The organism is Variovorax sp. CCNWLW225, assembly GCF_037204045.1.
Classification (GTDB): Bacteria; Pseudomonadota; Gammaproteobacteria; order Burkholderiales; family Burkholderiaceae_C; genus Variovorax.
This window is the reverse complement of record NZ_JBBCBV010000009.1, coordinates 23,975-41,185: the sequence shown is the minus strand read 5'-3', so window position 1 is coordinate 41,185 and position 17,211 is coordinate 23,975. Positions and strand designations below refer to the sequence as shown.

The following is a 17,211-nucleotide window of genomic DNA, read 5'->3' as shown; positions in this document are numbered from 1 at the left end:
ACTCCAACAAGGAAAAGCACCATGAGCACGAACACTGCCCCCGCCAGCGACAGCTGGTATGCGAGCGTCGAAAAAACCAGCAAGACCGACGACGAACGCATCAAGGACATCAACGTGCTGCCCCCTCCCGAACATCTGATCCGCTTCTTCCCGATTCGCGGCACGCCGGTCGAAACGCTGATCGAGGGCACCCGCCGCAACATCCACAACATCATGGCCGGCAAGGACGACCGGCTGCTGGTGATCATGGGGCCGTGCTCCATTCACGACCCGGCCGCAGCGCTCGACTACGCCCGCCGCCTGAAGGTGGAGCGCGAAAAGTACGCCGGCACGCTGGAGATCGTGATGCGCGTGTACTTCGAGAAGCCGCGCACCACGGTGGGCTGGAAGGGCCTCATCAACGATCCGTACCTGGACGAAAGCTACCGCATCGACGAGGGTCTGCGCATTGCGCGGCAACTGCTCATCGACATCAACCGGCTCGGGCTGCCGGCGGGCAGCGAGTTCCTCGACGTGATCTCGCCGCAATACATTGGCGACCTGATCGCCTGGGGCGCCATCGGCGCGCGCACTACCGAGAGCCAGGTGCATCGCGAGCTGGCCTCGGGCCTCTCGGCGCCCATCGGCTTCAAGAACGGTACCGACGGCAACATCCGCATCGCCACCGACGCCATCCAGGCGGCGGCGCGCGGCCACCACTTTCTTTCGGTGCACAAGAACGGCCAGGTGGCCATCGTGCAGACCAACGGCAATCGCGACTGCCACGTGATCCTGCGCGGCGGCAAGGCGCCGAACTACGACGCCGAGAGCGTCGAGGCCGCCTGCAAGGACCTGGAAGCTGCCAAGTTGCCGCCCACGCTGATGGTCGACTGCAGCCACGCCAACAGCTCCAAGCAGCACCAGAAGCAGATCGACGTGGCGAAAGACATCGCCAACCAGATCGCGGGCGGATCGAACCGCGTTTTCGGTGTGATGGTCGAGAGCCACCTGCAAGCCGGTGCGCAGAAGTTCACGCCGGGCAAGGACCAGATCGCGGGCCTCGAATACGGCAAGAGCATTACCGACGCCTGCCTGGGCTGGGACGATTCGGTGCAGGTGCTCGACGTGCTGTCGCAGGCGGTCAAGCAGCGCCGGGGATAAAACCGGCTGGGCGGGATCAGAGCATCCCGGCCAGTTCGGGCCAGTGGTGCCGCATGGCGGTGGCTTCAGCGCTTTCGGGCGGCACCAGGGAAAAGTCTGCGAAATCGAAGCCCGGGCCGACCATGCAGGCGACCAGTGTGTAGTCGCCGCTCGTGTGGCCCTGGATTGGCCGGGCGGCCTGCCACTGGCCTGCCGGCACCACGTGCTGCGGGCGCGTGCCGTGTGCGTCGACCGGCCCCAGCCGCACGTGCGCCGGCGCGGTGCGCATGGCGGCATCGCACGTCCACAGTGCCAGCGGCACGCCTTCAAGGTGTACCCACACTTCGTCGGAGAGCACCCGGTGCCAGCGCGAATGCTGGCCGGCCTCCAGCAGAAAGTAGATGCTGGTGAGCGCGCTGCGCGGCGCGCGGCCATCGGTGGGAACCACGCTCGCGGCCGAACGGAACACCTCGCTGTACCAGCCGCCCTCGGGGTGGGGCTGCAGCTTCAGGCTCTCGATCAGTTCGCGGGCGCGCGTGGCGGTCATGGGGCCGCCGCGCTGCGGAGCGCCGCAAGCAGCTTGTCGTGCACGCCGCCGAAGCCGCCGTTGCTCATGCAGACGATGTGATCGCCAGGCCGCGCCGCGGCAACGATCTGCGCGACCAGCGGCTCGACGGCACCGGCTACCTGCGCGCGGTCGCCCATCGGCGCCAAGGCCGCGGCGGCGTCCCAGTCGAGCCCGGCGGTGTGGCAGAAGGACAGGTCGGCCGCTTCCAGGCTCCATGGGAGCTGCGCCGCCATCACGCCGAGCTTCATCGTGTTGCTGCGCGGTTCGAAGGCCGCGAGGATGCGCTCGCCTTGCTTGCCGGCATCGTCGAGCTTCTTGCGCAGGCCGTCGAGCGTGGTGCGGATGGCGGTCGGGTGATGGGCGAAGTCGTCGTAGACGGTGATTGCGCCGCCGCTGCGCTCGACCGTACCGCGCAACTCCATGCGCCGGCGTACGTTGCGGAAGCTGCCGAGTGCCTTGGCCGCATCGGCCGGCGCAACGCCCACATGCTCGGCTGCCGCTATGGCGGCCAGCGCGTTCATCTGGTTGTGCAGGCCTGAAAGCTCCCATTCGACGCGGCCCACGGCCTCGCCGCGGTACAGCACGTCGAAGGCGTCGTGCGTGCCGCGCGCCTGCCATTCACCGCCAGCGCCAAAGCGGGCGAGCCCGCTCCAGCAGCCTTGGCTCAGCACGCGCTGCAAGCTCTCTTCGGTGGCGTTGACCACCAGCCGCCCGCTGCCGGGTACCGTGCGAACGAGGTGATGGAACTGCCGTTCGATGGCGGCGAGGTCATCGAAGATGTCCGCGTGGTCGAATTCCAGGTTGTTGAGAATCGCCGTGCGCGGGCGGTAGTGCACGAACTTGCTGCGCTTGTCGAAAAAGGCGGTGTCGTACTCGTCCGCCTCGATGACGAATGCCGGGCCGTCGCCAAGCCGGGCCGACACGCCGAAGTCGAGCGGAACGCCGCCCACCAGAAAGCCCGGCGCCTTGCCGCCTTTCTCCAGCACCCAGGCCAGCATCGACGTGGTGGTGGTCTTTCCGTGGGTTCCGGCCACGGCAAGCACGTGTCGGCCCAGCAGCACGTGCTCGGCGAGCCACTGCGGTCCGCTGGTGTAGGGCTTGCCGGCATCGAGGATGGCTTCCATCAGCGGGAACTTGGGGCTGCCGTCGGGTAGCCGGGCCCTCGAAGCCACATTGCCGACCACGAACATGTCGGGTGAAAGTGCCAATTGGTCGGCGCCGAAGCCTTCGATCAGGTCGATGCCGAGCGACCGGAGCTGATCGCTCATGGGCGGGTACACGCCGGCATCGCAGCCCGTGACCCGGTGGCCCGCTTCGCGCGCCAGGGCGGCCAATCCGCCCATGAACGTGCCGCAGATGCCAAGAATATGAATGTGCATCGGGCGATTCTAGGGAGGCCGCATGCCGCGGCCGCGCCGCAGCCTTGCCCTTTGTACTGATGTTTGGTGTGAGGGCGGCGTAGTGCGGGCAAAATGTTCCGATGGACACGACCACCAAGCGTGAGATCGCCGCCACCGCAGCCCGACTCGTCGTCGAGGAGGGGCTGGAGTACGGCCCGGCCAAGCGCCGGGCGGTGCGAGACCTTGGCCTGTCGTCGCGCACGGCGCTGCCGAACAACGACGAGGTCGAGGCCGAAGTGCGTGACTACATCGCGCTTTACTGCGCCGATACCCAGCCGCAGGAGCTGCGTGCCTTGCGGCTGCTCGCGCTCGAATGGATGGAGCGCATGGCGGCGTTCCGGCCGCACATCGGGGGGGCTGTGTGGCACGGCACGGCCACGCGGCTGTCAGACATTTATATTCAATTGTTCTGCGATGATTCCAAGTCGGCCGAAATTGCCCTCATCGACCATCACGTGGATTACGAGCCGCGAATGGTCACCGGATTTCACGGTGAGCAGGTCGAGGCATTGAGCGTGCATGCCGCAAGCCGTGCGTTGGGCGAGGAAATCGGGGTTCACCTGCTGGTGTACGACCTCGACGACCTGCGCGGAGCGCTCCGGCCCGACGCCCAGGGGCGCACACCGCGCGGCGATCTGGCCGCGCTGCGCCGGCTGATTGAAAGAGAAAAGGACAAGTGAATGACTTCTTCGCCCACACGGCGCCGCCTCATGTATGGCGGCGTGGCGGTCGCGGCCGCCGCGGCAGGCTTGGGCGGCGCGTGGTGGCGTGAGCGTGGCGGCAGCACCAAAGGCGAAGTCCTGGATGCCGCCTTCTGGGATCAGCGATTCGACCGTCCGGAGGGCGGTGAACTGGTTTTCTCGAGCCTACGCGGCAAGCCGCTGCTGTTGAATTTCTGGGCCACGTGGTGCCCGCCATGCGTGGAAGAAATGCCGATGATCGATCGCTTCTTCCGCGAAAATGGCGCGAACGGCTGGCAAGTCGTCGGTTTGGCGATAGATCAGCCTAGCGCCGTCCGCAAGTTCCTGCAGAAGACGCCCGTCAGCTACCCGCTTGGGTTGGCCGGTTTGCAGGGTACTGAACTGGTAAAAAGCCTTGGCAACACCGCCGGAGGATTGCCGTTCACGCTGGTTCTTACGGGCGCGGGGACCGTCGCGGCTCGTAAAATGGGCAAGCTCGAGCCCGCCGATCTGGACACGTGGCGACGTGAACTCGTTCACGGTTAGAATCAGATACACCTCGGCATTCGCCGCCAATCGCTAAAGATCAACGATTTTTGGCCAAGTTACATCCTAATGACCGGCAAAGTCGGCACTGGAGCCTCATGGATCTGCGCAAACTCAAGACACTGATCGATTTGGTGTCGGAATCCAATATTTCCGAACTGGAAATCACCGAAACCGAAGGCAAGGTTCGCATCGTCAAGGGCGGCGGCGCTGCCCCGGTGCAATATGTTCAGACCGTGGCGGCACCTGCCGCTGCTCCCGCCGCCGGTGCGCCTGCGGCGCCTGCGCTTGCTGCTGCCGCGCCGGCCGCCGAAGCCGCGCCCGCCGGGCATGCGGTCAAGTCGCCGATGGTCGGCACCTTCTATCGTTCGTCCAGCCCGGGCGCACCAGCGTTCGTCGAGATTGGCAGCAAGGTCAACGAGGGCGACACCGTCTGCATCATCGAAGCGATGAAGATCCTCAACGAAATCGAAGCGGACAAGTCCGGCACGATCACCCAGATCCTCGGCGAAAACGGTCAGGCAGTCGAATACGGCCAGCCGCTGTTCATCATCGAGTGACCATGTTCAAGAAGATCCTAGTTGCAAACCGGGGGGAAATTGCCCTCCGGATCCAGCGCGCCTGCAGCGAGCTCGGCATCAAGGCCGTGATGGTCTATTCCGAAGCGGACCGCGACGCAAAGTACGTCAAGCTGGCGCAGGAAGCCGTGTGCATCGGCCCCGCGCCATCGTCGCTGAGCTATCTCAACATGCCGGCGATCATCTCGGCGGCCGAGGTCACCGACGCCGAAGCGATTCACCCCGGCTATGGTTTCCTGAGCGAAAACGCCAACTTCGCCGAGCGCGTGGAGCAAAGCGGTTTCCAGTTCATCGGCCCCACGCCCGACAACATCCGCACGATGGGTGACAAGGTCTCGGCCAAGCAGGCCATGATCAAGGCCGGCGTGCCTTGCGTGCCCGGCTCCGAGGGCGAGCTGTCCGACGACGCCGCCACCAACAAGCGCATCGCGCGCGCCATCGGCTACCCGGTCATCATCAAGGCCGCCGGCGGCGGCGGTGGCCGCGGCATGCGCGTGGTGCACACCGAAGCGGCACTGGTCAACGCGATCCAGATGACCAAGGCGGAAGCCGGCGCTGCGTTCAACAATCCGGCCGTGTACATGGAGAAGTTTCTCCAGAACCCGCGCCACGTTGAAATCCAGATCCTGGCCGACAAGCACAAGAACGCGGTCTATCTGGGCGAGCGCGACTGCTCCATGCAGCGGCGCCACCAGAAGGTGATCGAGGAATCGCCGGCGCCCGGCATTCCGCGCAAGCTGATCGAGAAGATCGGCGAGCGCTGCGCGGCGGCCTGCAAGAAAATCGGCTACCGCGGCGCCGGCACCTTCGAGTTCCTGTACGAAAACGGCGAGTTCTATTTCATCGAGATGAACACGCGCGTGCAGGTGGAGCACCCGGTGACCGAGTTCACCACCGGCATCGACATCGTGAAAACGCAGATCATGGTGGCGGCGGGCGAGAAGCTGCCGTTCACGCAGCGACAGATCGAAATGCGCGGCCACGCGATCGAGTGCCGCATCAACGCCGAAGACGCCTGGAAGTTCACGCCGTCGCCGGGGCGCATCACCATGTGGCACCCGCCGGGCGGCCCTGGCGTTCGCGTCGATTCGCATGCGTACACCAACTACTTCGTGCCGCCCAACTACGACTCGATGATCGGCAAGATCATTGTGTATGGCGACACGCGCGAGCAGGCCATGGCGCGCATGCGCACGGCGCTGAACGAAACGGTGATCGAAGGCATCCAGACCAACATTCCGCTTCACCGCGAGCTGATGGTCGACGCCAAGTTCATGAGCGGCGGCACCAACATCCACTACCTGGAAGAGTGGCTGGCGGCACACAAGCGCTGAGCAACACCCGACGCCACCCATGTTTGAACTTCGCCTGATGGCGCCGGAAGACCGGGTCGAAATGGTCAGCGACGCGCTCGACGCACTCGATGCGCTGAGCGTGTCGGTGGAAGACGCCGACGCGCAGACCGATGCCGAGCAGGCGCTGTTCGGCGAGCCTGGCATGCCGCCGCCCAAGGAGGGCTGGCAGCGGTCGCGCGTCATTGCGCTGTTCGCCGACGAAGCCCTTGCCAAAGAGGCTGCGTCGGTGCTCGCGCTGCAAGACTTCTTCGAAGGCTGCGCGGTGCTCGGCGTGGCGCCGGTGCCCGATCAAGACTGGGTGCGGCTCACGCAGTCGCAATTCGCGCCGGTCGAAATCACGCCCGAGTTCTGGATCGTGCCCACCTGGCATGAGCCGCCCGAGCAAGCCAGGCAGTTGATCAGGCTCGACCCGGGGCTCGCTTTCGGCACCGGCACGCACCCCACCACGCGCATGTGCCTGCGCTGGATCGCGAAGCAGGGCGAAGGCGCATTCGGCGACCAGCGCGTGCTCGACTACGGCTGCGGCTCGGGCATTCTTGCCATTGGCGCGGCGAAGTTCGGCGCACGCGATATCGATGCCGTCGACATCGACGAGGCCGCCGTTTCGTCGACCCGCCTCAACGCCGAAGCCAATGGCGTGCGCCTGAATGCCGGCCTGCCGGAAGCGGCCAAGGGCAGCTACAACACGGTGCTGGCCAACATCCTTGCAACGCCGCTCAAGGTGCTTGCGCCCTTGCTGCGCAGCCACGTGGCGCCGGGTGGATCGCTGGTGCTCGCCGGCATTCTCGAGCGGCAGGCCGACGAACTGAAGCAGGCCTACGCGCCCTATGCCGCGCTCGAGGTCAGCGACAGCGAGGACGGCTGGATCCTGATGACGGCTCGCTGCTGAGCAGCGCGGCCGGGATTTCGCACCGTCGCGCACCGCTCGCGAGGCGGGGGCTCAACCCTACAATCGCCCGGTCATGAGCCTTGTCACGCGTTGCCCCGCCTGTGCCACCACCTTCAAGGTGGTGCGCGACCAGCTTCGCATCTCGGATGGATGGGTACGTTGCGGCCGCTGCAGCCATGTGTTCGACGCCACGCTCGATCTGCACGAGGCGCCGGACGGCGTGCCGGGTCCGGCGGCGCCACCTCCGCCTCCGACGGCGCCTTCCGCAAAGGCCGAGGCGGAGCCCGGGCCGTCTGAGCAGCAGCACCCTACGCAGGCCGAGCAGGCCGGGCCGGAGTCTTCGAGTGCGACGGAAGACGCGGACTTCTTCGACGACGAACCGGAGCATGGTGAAGCGTCGGACGCGGTCGCTTCGTCGCCGCTGGAAGAAACGGACGAGCTTCTGCCGCCGGCGCCGCTTCCGGAGACCAGGCCTGCACCGACGCCTGCGCCAAGTTCCGCACCTGCGACGCCGTCCGCGACGGCCTTCGTCCTGCCTGCGCACGGAATCATCGCCGACGAGTTGTGGTCCGACTTCGAGGCCAACGAGCCCGAATGGCGGCCACCTGCGAGCTCGCTGCCCCCGTTTCCGAACATCGACCTGAATCTCGCGGCGCCACCTTCGCCGCCACCACCACCGCCGCCTCCCTTGCCGGCCTTGCGCATCAAGGCTCGCGAAATGGCGGCATCGGCCAGCGTCGAAGACGAAAAGCACGAGGCCGCGCAAGACCGCGACCAGGTGCAGATGCAGAAGGCGCTGCGCCGGGCACGCATCAAGTCGGCCAAGATCGCGAGCGCCAAGGCGCGCGATGAGCGCACCGCCGCAAAGGCGTCCGCGTCGATGGTGAGGCAGGCGAGCGAACTGGACGGCGATTCGGGTCCTCTGCCGCTCCCGGCGCCGCTTCACGAAGCGGAGGATTCGGACAGGGTTCCTTTCTCCGGTGACGAGAAGGCGGACCGTGGCACCGAAGGGTTCTGGCATCGCGGCGTCGTACGATTTGCGCTCTGGTTCTTCGCCGTGCTGGCCGTTGTGCTGTTCGTCGCGCAGGTCTTTCATCACGAGCGCAATGGCATCGTGGCCCGCCAGCCGAACCTGCGCCCCGCATTCGCCGCCATGTGCCGATTGACCGGCTGCGAGCTCACGGCGTTGCGCCAGATCGGCGACATCGTGATCGAAGGCGCCGCCTTCGCGCGCGAGAAAACCGGCAGCAACGACTACCGGCTCAGCTTTACCTTGCGCAACGGTGCCACGGTTCCGCTGGCCATGCCGGCCATCGAGCTTTCGCTGCTCGACACGCAGGAGCGGGCAGTGGTGCGCCGCGTGCTGGCGGCTTCGGATTACGGTGCGCCGACGGTGCTTGCGGCGCGCTCCGACCAGGCCGCATCGCTGCCGCTCACGTTGTCCGCAACGGAGGCGGCAACGCTGCCGCCCATTGCCGGCTACCGCGTGGAAGCGTTCTATCCTTAAGCCCGGGTTCGCGCCCGTGCCTCGTTCATTTCATTCATTCATCCTTCAACCAACGGCTCACCATGGCAGCAGTGATTTGCGGTTCCCTCGCGTTCGACACCATCATGACTTTCGAGGGCCGGTTTGCCGACCAGATCCTTCCGGACCAGCTGCACATTCTCAATGTGTCGTTCCTGGTGCCGGGCCTGCGGCGTGACTTTGGCGGCTGCGCCGGCAACATCGCCTACAGCCTCAACGCGCTGGGTGGCACGGCATTGCCAATGGCCACGCTCGGAAGCGACGGAGCCGACTACCTGGAGCGCCTGCGTACGCTGGGCATCAGCACCGAGTTCGTGCGCCAGCTCGACGACACTTTCACCGCGCAGGCGATGATCATGAACGACGTCGACAACAACCAGATCACCGCGTTCCACCCCGGTGCAATGCAGCAAGCGCACCTTACGAAAATCGCCGCCCGCGAAGACATCCGCGTCGGCATCATCGCGCCCGATGGCCGCGACGCGATGCTGCAGCATGCGGAGCAATTCGCGGCCGCGGGCATTCCGTTCGTGTTCGATCCGGGCCAGGGCCTGCCGATGTTCGACGGCGAGGCGCTCAAGCACTTCATCGATCTGGCAAGCTGGGTGGTCGTCAACGACTACGAGGGAAAGATGCTCTCGCAGCGCACCGGCTGGAGCCTGGCAGAAATCTCCAAGCGCGTGCGCGGCCTTGTGGTCACGCTGGCGGCCGAGGGCTGCGAAGTGTGGACCGATGGCGAGCGCGAGCACGTGCCGGGCGTGACGCCGACTGCGGTGGTCGAACCCACTGGCTGCGGCGATGCATGGCGCGGCGCGCTGCTGTTCGGCCTGGAAAAGGAATGGCCGCTCGCGCAATGCGCGGCACTTGGCAACCGCATCGGTGCGCTCAAGATCGCGCAGCGCGGGCCGCAAAACTACCAGATCGACAAGAAGGCGCTGGGCCTCTGAGCCGCCGGTTGCTCGCTCGCCTTCGCGGGCGGCGCGCATAAAAAAAGCCCGACACCGTGAGGTGCCGGGCTTTTTGCCGTCAAGGCCGCTGAGAAGCTCAGGGCTTGCTGGCCGTCGGAAACGGCCAGGCTGCCTGCGGGTTCAGCGTCGTTTGCGCAGCAGGAGCAGGCGCTGCGGCAGGGGCTGCCTTGGCGGCCTTCTTCGCAGCAGGCTTCTTGGCAGCAGCGGCAGGCTTGGCAGCGGGCTTTTTCGCGGCTTTCTTGGCCGCAGCCTTTTTGGCAGGAGCCTTCTTGGCGGCAGCCTTCTTCGCAGGGGCCTTCTTGGCAGCGGCCTTCTTCGCCGGAGCCTTCTTCGCCGCCGCCTTCTTGGCAGGAGCCTTCTTCGCTGCGGCCTTCTTCGCCGGAGCCTTCTTGGCAGCGGCCTTCTTTGCCGGAGCTGCCTTCTTGGCGGCTACCTTCTTCGCAGGCGCCTTCTTGGCGGCTACCTTCTTGGCTGCGACCTTCTTGGCCGGAGCCTTCTTCGCAGCTACCTTCTTGGCGGGAGCCTTCTTAGCGGCCGCGACCTTCTTTGCCGGAGCCTTCTTTGCAGCGGCTTTCTTAGCCGGCGCTTTCTTTGCAGTTGCCATTTCTATTTCTCCTTGATCAAGTTGAAAAAATCAACCTATTGAAGCACTCCGCGCACGTTGGTAGCGCAAAGCGATTCATGGCGTTGGAATCTGTGCTCCAGCACCATGAACACCTGAGCCCTCGTCCATGCCGCGCTCTTCGGCGCGATCGGTGGCAAGGGCAATTCTTGAATTCATTAATTCTTATCGGAAAGATTCAATCCCAGGAGAGCGCGCCACCCGACTGGTACTCGATCACGCGGGTCTCGAAAAAATTGCGCTCTTTCTTCAGGTCAATCATTTCGCTCATCCAGGGGAACGGGTTTTCCTCGTTCGGGAAGAGCGTTTCGAGGCCGATCTGCTGTGCACGCCGGTTGGCAATGTAGCGCAGGTAGCCCTTGAACATGGAGGCGTTCATGCCGAGCACGCCGCGCGGCATGGTGTCTTCGGCGTATTTGTACTCGAGCTCGACGGCCTTCATGAAGAGGGCCTTGATCTCGGCCTTGAACTCGTTGGTCCAGAGGCCGGGATTCTCGAGCTTGAGCTGGTTGATCAGGTCGATGCCGAAATTGCAGTGCATCGACTCGTCGCGAAGGATGTACTGGTACTGCTCGGCGGCACCGGTCATCTTGTTCTGGCGGCCCAGCGCAAGAATTTGCGTGAAGCCGACGTAGAAGAAGAGACCTTCCATCAGGCAGGCGAACACGATGAGCGACTTGAGCAGCGTCTGGTCGGTTTCGTGCGTGCCGGTCTTGAAGTGCGGGTCGCTGATGGCGTCGATGAACGGGATCAGGAACTGGTCCTTCTCGCGGATCGACGGCACTTCGTTGTAGGCGTTGAAGATCTCGCTCTCGTCCAGGCCGAGCGACTCGACGATGTACTGGTACGCGTGCGTGTGGATCGCTTCCTCGAAAGCCTGGCGCAGCAGGAACTGGCGGCATTCGGGCGCCGTGATGTGCCGGTAGGTGCCCAGCACGATGTTGTTGGCGGCCAGTGAGTCGGCGGTCACGAAGAAGCCGAGGTTGCGCTTGACGATGCGGCGCTCGTCTTCGGTCAGGCCGTTCGGGTCTTTCCACAACGCGATGTCGCGCGTCATGTTCACTTCTTGCGGCATCCAGTGGTTGGCGCAAGTGGCGAGGTATTTTTCCCAGGCCCACTTGTACTTGAACGGCACCAACTGGTTGACGTCGGTCTGGCCGTTGATGATGCGCTTGTCGGAAGCCTTGACGCGCTGCGCTGCGACGGGGGCCGTGGGTTGTGCAATCGACGAAGTCGGAGCGTCCACCGGTCGGCCTGCGGGCAAGCCGCTGGTCGATGCGTGGTGTTGCTGCAATCCTTGTTGCATATCCTTTGGTAAGGAGGGCTTGACTTCTTCGTCCCAGGTCAACATAGAAAAATCCAATGCTCAATTATCGGAGCAACGATGTGAGTTGCAAAGTGCTCGTTCACGTCGCGCTCCATTTATGTGGTTGTTATGTTGCTCTCATGCATCGCGCGATGTCAGTCAATGCCGTGATCGACTGAGAGTTCGCGCGTTGTGCATGGACCTCGCTCTCTTCACTGACGCGTCATTGGCATGCTTCGCAAGTCGGATCGTCCACGCCGCAGAACGCGATGTCGGTTGCGGGAATCGCGTTCATCTGCGCCTTTGCTGCGGCAGCCGCTGCGTCGAGTGCGCTCATGCCCGAAGGTGCATCGCTGCCCGACGACACCGCATTGAGGCGGCCCGATTGCACCGTGGATTTCTCGGCGTGCGTCGCGCTCTGCGTGCGCAGGTAGTAGGTGGTCTTCAGGCCGCGCAGCCATGCGAGCTTGTAGGTGTCGTCGAGCTTCTTGCCCGATGCGCCGGCCATGTAGATGTTGAGCGATTGCGCCTGGTCGATCCACTTCTGGCGACGCGAGGCGGCTTCGACGAGCCACGTGGTTTCCACTTCGAACGCGGTGGCGTAGAGCGCCTTCACGTCTTGCGGCACGCGGTCGATCGGGCGCAGCGAACCGTCGAAGTGCTTCAGGTCCATCACCATCACGTCGTCCCACAGGCCCAGGCGCTTGAGGTCGCGCACCAGGTAGTGGTTGATCACGGTGAACTCGCCCGACAGGTTCGACTTGACCGAGAGGTTGCCGAAGCACGGCTCGATGGAGGCATCGACGCCGATGATGTTCGAGATGGTCGCAGTCGGGGCGATGGCCACGCAGTTGGAGTTGCGCATGCCGTCGGCCTTGATCTTCTGGCGCAGCGCATCCCAATCGAGGGTGGCCGAGCGGTCGACCTCGACATAGCCGCCGCGTGCTTTTTCAAGCAGGTCGAGCGTGTCGATCGGCAGGATGCCCTTGTCCCACAGCGAGCCCTTGTAGCTCGAGTACTTGCCGCGTTCCTTGGCCAGCTCGGTCGAGGCCCAGTAGGCGTGGTAGCAGATGGCTTCCATCGACTCGTCGGCAAACTGCACGGCTTCTTGCGAGGCGTAGGGAATGCGCAGTTCGTACAGCGCGTCCTGGAAGCCCATCAGGCCCAGGCCGACCGGGCGGTGGCGCAGGTTCGAGTCGCGCGCCTTCTTCACGGCGTAGTAGTTGATGTCGATCACGTTGTCGAGCATGCGCATCGCGGTCGAGATCGTCTTCTTGAGCTTTTCCTGGTCGACCTTGCCGTCCTTCAGGTGCTGCAGCAGGTTCACGGAACCCAGGTTGCACACGGCGGTTTCGGTGTCGCTGGTGTTCAGCGTGATTTCGGTGCACAGGTTCGACGAGTGAACCACGCCGGCGTGCTGCTGCGGCGAGCGCACGTTGCAGGCGTCCTTGAACGTGATCCAGGGATGGCCGGTCTCGAACAGCATCGTCAGCATCTTGCGCCACAGGTCCGACGCCTGGATGGTGCGGGCGGGCTTGATCTCGCCGCGCGCGGCCTTTTCTTCGTAGGCGACATACGCCTTCTCGAAGTCGGCGCCGAACAGGTCGTGCAGGTCGGGCACGTTGGACGGCGAGAACAGCGTCCAGGTGCCCTTTTCCATCACGCGGCGCATGAAGAGGTCGGGAATCCAGTTGGCCGTGTTCATGTCGTGCGTGCGGCGGCGGTCGTCGCCGGTGTTCTTGCGCAGTTCCAGGAACTCCTCGATGTCGAGGTGCCAGGTTTCAAGGTACGTGCAGACCGCGCCCTTGCGCTTGCCGCCCTGGTTCACCGCCACGGCCGTGTCGTTCACCACCTTGAGGAACGGCACCACGCCCTGCGATTCGCCGTTGGTGCCCTTGATGTGGCTGCCCAGCGCGCGCACGCGGGTCCAGTCGTTGCCCAGGCCGCCTGCAAACTTGGAGAGCAGGGCGTTTTCCTTGATCGACTCGTAGATGCCGTCCAGGTCGTCGGGCACGGTGGTCAGGTAGCAGCTGGAAAGCTGCGAGCGCAGCGTGCCGGCGTTGAAGAGCGTGGGCGTGCTCGACATGAAGTCGAACGACGACAGCACTTCGTAGAACTCGATGGCGCGGGCTTCGCGGTCGATTTCGTTCAGCGAGAGGCCCATGGCCACGCGCATGAAGAAAGCCTGCGGCAGTTCGATGCGCGACTTGCGCACGTGCAGGAAGTAGCGGTCGTACAGCGTTTGCAGGCCGAGGTAGTCGAACTGGTTGTCGCGCTCGGCCTTGAGCGCCGCGCCCAGGCGGGGCAGGTCGTACTGCAGCAGCTTTTCGTCGAGCAGTTCGTTCTCGACGCCCTTCTTGATGAACTGCGGGAAGTAGTCGGCGTAGGTCTGCGCGCGTTCGGCGGGCATGACTTCGCGGCCGATGATTTCCTTGAAGATCGTGTGCAGCAGCAGGCGGGCGGTCGCGAAGGTGTAGTCGGGGTCCTTCTCGATGAGCGTGCGGGCGGCCAGGATCGAGGCCTTGTACACCTCGTCGAGCGGCACGCCGTCGTACAGGTTGCGCATCGTCTCGGCGACGATCGGCGCGGCGCTGATGCCGTCGCCCAGGCCTTCGCAAGCCGATTCGATCAGGCCCTTGAGTTCATTCAGGTCGAGCGCCACGCGCTCGCCGCGGTCCAGCACGTGGAGCAGCGGCGCAGCCGGCGTTTCCTGCGTGCCTTGCTTGGAGCGCTCTTGCGTGCGGCGTTCGCGGTACAGCACATAGGCGCGCGCAATTTCGTGGTGGCCGCCGCGCATCAGGCCGAGCTCGACCTGGTCTTGCACGTCTTCGATGTGGAAGGTGCCGCCGCCCGGACGCGAACGGACCATGGCGCGGATCACGCCTTGCGTGAGGGCGTCGACCGTTTCGCGCACGCTGGCCGAAGCCGCGCCCTGGGTGCCGTGCACCGCCAGGAAGGCTTTCATCATCGCGATGGCGATCTTGTTGGGTTCGAAGGGAACCACGGCGCCGTTGCGACGGATGATCTGGTAGTGCGCGAGGTTCTGACCGGTGGGCGAGCCAGCAGTGTCTCGTTGCTGCTGCGGCGTCGAGGGAACGGCACGCGGGGTCGATGGGGTGTTCAGGGCTGTTTGCATTCGCTTCCTCTCGGTGTGGCAATTCTTGTTGGGTGGCAATGCCTTGGCGGGGCATTGCGCCGGTGCGTGATGACCGGACGGAAGACACTATATCTAGGGTGCGAAGCGTCTACAACCACTAGATGTAGTGTTTTTTGAGATATTCAACACAGTGGCGTATTTGTTTGGGCGCGGCACTCGGCCAGCGATGCCCCATGAATACTGGCCTATGGTCGCGCAACCCGCGCGGGCTGTGGCTTGCAAGCGGATTTGGGCCTGCAAGGCGCATGGTTGCTGGAGGCGCGCTCCAAATTTTAGAGATTGCTGCGGCGCAAGAACGCCGCATCGCATACCGCCGACCGATTAAAAAAATTAGAGCGGCAGCACCTGTTCGGGGAACATCCGCGGACTCCAGCCGAGCTGGCCGCGCAGCAATTGCCAATCGAAGCCCGCGCCCGGATCCTGTTTGCGGCCCGGCGCAATGTGCTCGTGGCCCGCGATGAACGCGATGGCGTAGTGCTGCGCAATCGCCGCGCAAAGGCTGGCCAGCGTTTCGTATTGGGCCTCGTCGAAGGGCTGGCCTTCCAGGCCTTCGAGCTCGATGCCGATCGAATCGTCGTTGCAGTTTTCGCGGCCACGCCAGGACGAGACGCCGGCATGCCAGGCGCGATCGTCGCAGCTCACGAACTGCCAGAGTTCGCCGTTGCGCCGCACATAAAAGTGCGAGGAAACCTGCAGGCCGCGAATGGATTGGAAGTAAGGGTGCGCGTCCCAGTCGAGCTGGTTCGCGAAGAGCTGCTGCACCGCATCGCCGCCATATTCGCCGGGCGGCAGGCTGATGGAATGCAGCACGATCAGGTCGGTCTGCGCGCCTGCCGGTCGCGGGCCGAAATTCGGCGAGTGCAACGCCTTTGCAAAGCGGTACCAGCCGGCGCGCCAGAGGCCGTCGCCACCGCTCGCGTTGGCCGCTGATGCTTCAATCGTCGGCATTGCTCGCGGTACCTTCGTCGCCGTTGGGCGTGGTGATGCCCAGGCGCGCGATGCGATAGCGGATCTGGCGCAGGCTCATGCCGAGCCGCGCGGCTGCGGCGGTGCGGTTGAAGCCGCTTTCATGCAGAGCACGCACCAGAATTTCGCGCTCCTGCTGGTCGAGATAAGCCTGCAGGTCGGACGGCAAGGGCGGCGGTGCGGTCTTAGGTTCAACGAAGGCGGCCGCGGGTGCTGCAGCGGCGGGCGGTTCGCCGTCGTCCGGCGGCGGAGAAAACGAGGGCGCCGAAGCCGCAAGCCCCGCGACGGCGGGCTGTCCACCGCCCATCAGGTCCAGGTGCAGTTCGTCGCCGTCGTTGAGCGCCACGGCGCGGTGCAGCAGGTTTTCGAGTTCGCGCACATTGCCGTGCAGCGGATGCTGCGCGAGACGGTGCAGCAGGTCGCCGGAAAGATGCGGCACCGGCAGTCCGCCGTCGTGCGCAATGCGCGCGAGCAAAGCGGCGCACAGGGCCGGCAGGTCTTCGCGCCGGTCGCGCAGTGCGGGCACCGCAATCTCGATCACGTTGAGCCGGTAGAACAGGTCCTGGCGGAAGCGGCCGGCGTTGACCTCGGCATGCAGGTCCTTGTGGGTGGCGCTCACGATGCGTACGTCGACCGCGTCTTCCTGCGTGGAACCGATGGAGCGCACGCTGCGCTCCTGGATCGCGCGCAGCAGCTTGGACTGCATTGCCAGCGGCAGGTCGCCGATTTCGTCGAGGAACAACGTGCCGCCCCGCGCGGCCTGGAAGTAGCCGTCGCGGTCTTGCGACGAGCCGGTGTACGAGCCCTTGCGTGCGCCGAAGAATTCGGCCTCGAGCAGGTTCTCCGGAATGGCGCCGCAGTTGACCGCAACGAACGGGCCGTCGCTGCGCTGGCTGCAGGCGTGCACGGCGCGCGCCACCAACTCCTTGCCGGTGCCCGATTCGCCGCGCACCAGCACGGGCGCCATGCCGCGCGCCACTTTGGCGATGCGCGACTTGACCAGGCGCATCGGCTCCGAGTTGCCCACCAGCCGCTCGAGCGCCGCAATGCCGCTGCCTGTCACGCCGGGCGTGTCGCCGGCACGTTCGCCTTGTGCCGCCGGCACCGCTTTAGTGGCCTTGGCGGGCGCGGCCTGCTGCGCCTGCACGGCGGAGGCAACGACGGCGCGGAACTGCTTCAGGTCGACAGGTTTGGTCAGGTAGTCGAATGCGCCGGCTTTCAGCGCCTCGACCGCGTTCTCGGCGGAACCGTAGGCCGTCATCACCACGCAGCGCTCGGTGCGCTGGTCCTTCTGGATGCGGTGGATGATTTCCATGCCCTGGCCGTCGGGCAGCCGCATGTCGGTGATCACCGCATCGAATTGCCCGGCCTCCAGGTGCTCCCATGCTTCCGAAACGCTGCCCGCGGCTTCCACGCGGTAGCCCTCGCGAAGCAGCGTGAGTTCGTACAGCGTGCGCAGGTCGGGCTCGTCGTCGATGACCAGGATGTTGGCCGGGCGCTGCAGGGAAGGGGGATTGGGAGTGCTCACGGCG

Annotated in this window: 15 protein-coding genes; 8 read left to right on the top strand and 7 right to left on the bottom strand. The window is 64.9% G+C overall.

What is annotated here, in order from left to right; translation table 11 throughout:
• Nucleotides 1-21 precede the first annotated feature (21 nt).
• On the top strand, nt 22-1,140 hold the full coding sequence (locus tag V9L20_RS16200; RefSeq protein ID WP_126747946.1) for a 3-deoxy-7-phosphoheptulonate synthase: 1,119 nt from the start codon (nt 22-24) through the stop codon (nt 1,138-1,140).
• Nucleotides 1,141-1,156: 16 nt separating this feature from the next.
• Here V9L20_RS16200 and V9L20_RS16195 read toward each other — a convergent pair whose 3' ends face one another.
• Both V9L20_RS16195 and mpl read right to left on the bottom strand, forming a co-directional pair.
• Nucleotides 1,157-1,666, bottom strand: a complete 510-nt coding sequence (locus V9L20_RS16195) for a cupin domain-containing protein (protein ID WP_337297371.1) — start codon at nt 1,664-1,666, stop codon at nt 1,157-1,159.
• On the bottom strand, nt 1,663-3,066 hold the full coding sequence (mpl, locus tag V9L20_RS16190) for a UDP-N-acetylmuramate:L-alanyl-gamma-D-glutamyl-meso-diaminopimelate ligase (RefSeq protein WP_337297370.1): 1,404 nt from the start codon (nt 3,064-3,066) through the stop codon (nt 1,663-1,665). The genes V9L20_RS16195 and mpl overlap by 4 nt, the downstream gene beginning before the upstream one ends.
• A 101-nt stretch (nt 3,067-3,167) precedes the next feature.
• On the opposite strand from mpl, the gene V9L20_RS16185 reads away from it, so the two are divergent.
• The 7 genes from V9L20_RS16185 to V9L20_RS16155 all read left to right on the top strand — a co-directional run bounded on the left by V9L20_RS16185 (nt 3,168) and on the right by V9L20_RS16155 (nt 9,607).
• Nucleotides 3,168-3,767, top strand: coding sequence for a hypothetical protein (locus tag V9L20_RS16185; RefSeq protein ID WP_337297369.1), 600 nt, complete (start codon nt 3,168-3,170; stop codon nt 3,765-3,767).
• Nucleotides 3,768-4,313, top strand: coding sequence for a TlpA family protein disulfide reductase (locus V9L20_RS16180; RefSeq protein WP_337297368.1), 546 nt, complete (start codon nt 3,768-3,770; stop codon nt 4,311-4,313).
• A 98-nt stretch (nt 4,314-4,411) separates the two neighbouring features.
• Nucleotides 4,412-4,873 (top strand): acetyl-CoA carboxylase biotin carboxyl carrier protein, encoded by a 462-nt coding sequence (accB, locus tag V9L20_RS16175; RefSeq protein ID WP_337297367.1) that lies wholly within the window; start codon nt 4,412-4,414, stop codon nt 4,871-4,873.
• Between the two features lie 2 nt (nt 4,874-4,875).
• Nucleotides 4,876-6,225, top strand: coding sequence for an acetyl-CoA carboxylase biotin carboxylase subunit (accC, locus tag V9L20_RS16170; RefSeq protein WP_126747952.1), 1,350 nt, complete (start codon nt 4,876-4,878; stop codon nt 6,223-6,225).
• Between the two features lie 19 nt (nt 6,226-6,244).
• Nucleotides 6,245-7,135, top strand: a complete 891-nt coding sequence (prmA, locus tag V9L20_RS16165; RefSeq protein ID WP_337297366.1) for a 50S ribosomal protein L11 methyltransferase — start codon at nt 6,245-6,247, stop codon at nt 7,133-7,135.
• 73 nt (nt 7,136-7,208) lie between these two features.
• Nucleotides 7,209-8,642: a DUF3426 domain-containing protein gene (locus V9L20_RS16160; RefSeq protein WP_337297365.1), complete on the top strand. Its 1,434-nt coding sequence runs from the start codon at nt 7,209-7,211 to the stop codon at nt 8,640-8,642.
• A 62-nt stretch (nt 8,643-8,704) separates the two neighbouring features.
• Nucleotides 8,705-9,607 carry a carbohydrate kinase family protein gene (locus tag V9L20_RS16155; RefSeq protein WP_337297364.1) on the top strand — a complete coding sequence of 301 codons (903 nt, stop codon included), beginning with the start codon at nt 8,705-8,707 and terminating at the stop codon, nt 9,605-9,607.
• A gap of 97 nt (nt 9,608-9,704) precedes the next feature.
• Here the strand turns inward: V9L20_RS16155 and V9L20_RS16150 are convergent, their stop codons facing one another.
• The 5 genes from V9L20_RS16150 to V9L20_RS16130 form a co-directional block, all read right to left on the bottom strand.
• On the bottom strand, nt 9,705-10,232 hold the full coding sequence (locus tag V9L20_RS16150) for a histone H1-like DNA-binding protein (RefSeq protein WP_055801757.1): 528 nt from the start codon (nt 10,230-10,232) through the stop codon (nt 9,705-9,707).
• A gap of 196 nt (nt 10,233-10,428) precedes the next feature.
• Complete coding sequence (locus tag V9L20_RS16145) at nt 10,429-11,601, bottom strand: ribonucleotide-diphosphate reductase subunit beta (RefSeq protein ID WP_126747956.1); 1,173 nt, start codon at nt 11,599-11,601, stop codon at nt 10,429-10,431.
• Between the two features lie 178 nt (nt 11,602-11,779).
• Nucleotides 11,780-14,692, bottom strand: a complete 2,913-nt coding sequence (locus V9L20_RS16140) for a ribonucleoside-diphosphate reductase subunit alpha (protein WP_337297363.1) — start codon at nt 14,690-14,692, stop codon at nt 11,780-11,782.
• A 351-nt stretch (nt 14,693-15,043) separates the two neighbouring features.
• Nucleotides 15,044-15,661, bottom strand: a complete 618-nt coding sequence (gene ampD, locus V9L20_RS16135; RefSeq protein ID WP_337297362.1) for a 1,6-anhydro-N-acetylmuramyl-L-alanine amidase AmpD — start codon at nt 15,659-15,661, stop codon at nt 15,044-15,046.
• Nucleotides 15,648-17,207 carry a sigma-54-dependent transcriptional regulator gene (locus V9L20_RS16130; protein WP_443098591.1) on the bottom strand — a complete coding sequence of 520 codons (1,560 nt, stop codon included), beginning with the start codon at nt 17,205-17,207 and terminating at the stop codon, nt 15,648-15,650. The genes ampD and V9L20_RS16130 overlap by 14 nt, the downstream gene beginning before the upstream one ends.
• Between the last annotated feature and the right edge of the window lie 4 nt (nt 17,208-17,211).

Coding starts and splice junctions, on each gene's coding strand:
- V9L20_RS16200 (WP_126747946.1), top strand. CDS start 22: ATGAGCACGAACACTGCCCCCGCCAGCGACAGCTGGTATGCGAGCGTC.
- V9L20_RS16195 (WP_337297371.1), bottom strand. CDS start 1,666: ATGACCGCCACGCGCGCCCGCGAACTGATCGAGAGCCTGAAGCTGCAG.
- mpl (WP_337297370.1), bottom strand. CDS start 3,066: ATGCACATTCATATTCTTGGCATCTGCGGCACGTTCATGGGCGGATTG.
- V9L20_RS16185 (WP_337297369.1), top strand. CDS start 3,168: ATGGACACGACCACCAAGCGTGAGATCGCCGCCACCGCAGCCCGACTC.
- V9L20_RS16180 (WP_337297368.1), top strand. CDS start 3,768: ATGACTTCTTCGCCCACACGGCGCCGCCTCATGTATGGCGGCGTGGCG.
- accB (WP_337297367.1), top strand. CDS start 4,412: ATGGATCTGCGCAAACTCAAGACACTGATCGATTTGGTGTCGGAATCC.
- accC (WP_126747952.1), top strand. CDS start 4,876: ATGTTCAAGAAGATCCTAGTTGCAAACCGGGGGGAAATTGCCCTCCGG.
- prmA (WP_337297366.1), top strand. CDS start 6,245: ATGTTTGAACTTCGCCTGATGGCGCCGGAAGACCGGGTCGAAATGGTC.
- V9L20_RS16160 (WP_337297365.1), top strand. CDS start 7,209: ATGAGCCTTGTCACGCGTTGCCCCGCCTGTGCCACCACCTTCAAGGTG.
- V9L20_RS16155 (WP_337297364.1), top strand. CDS start 8,705: ATGGCAGCAGTGATTTGCGGTTCCCTCGCGTTCGACACCATCATGACT.
- V9L20_RS16150 (WP_055801757.1), bottom strand. CDS start 10,232: ATGGCAACTGCAAAGAAAGCGCCGGCTAAGAAAGCCGCTGCAAAGAAG.
- V9L20_RS16145 (WP_126747956.1), bottom strand. CDS start 11,601: ATGTTGACCTGGGACGAAGAAGTCAAGCCCTCCTTACCAAAGGATATG.
- V9L20_RS16140 (WP_337297363.1), bottom strand. CDS start 14,692: ATGCAAACAGCCCTGAACACCCCATCGACCCCGCGTGCCGTTCCCTCG.
- ampD (WP_337297362.1), bottom strand. CDS start 15,661: ATGCCGACGATTGAAGCATCAGCGGCCAACGCGAGCGGTGGCGACGGC.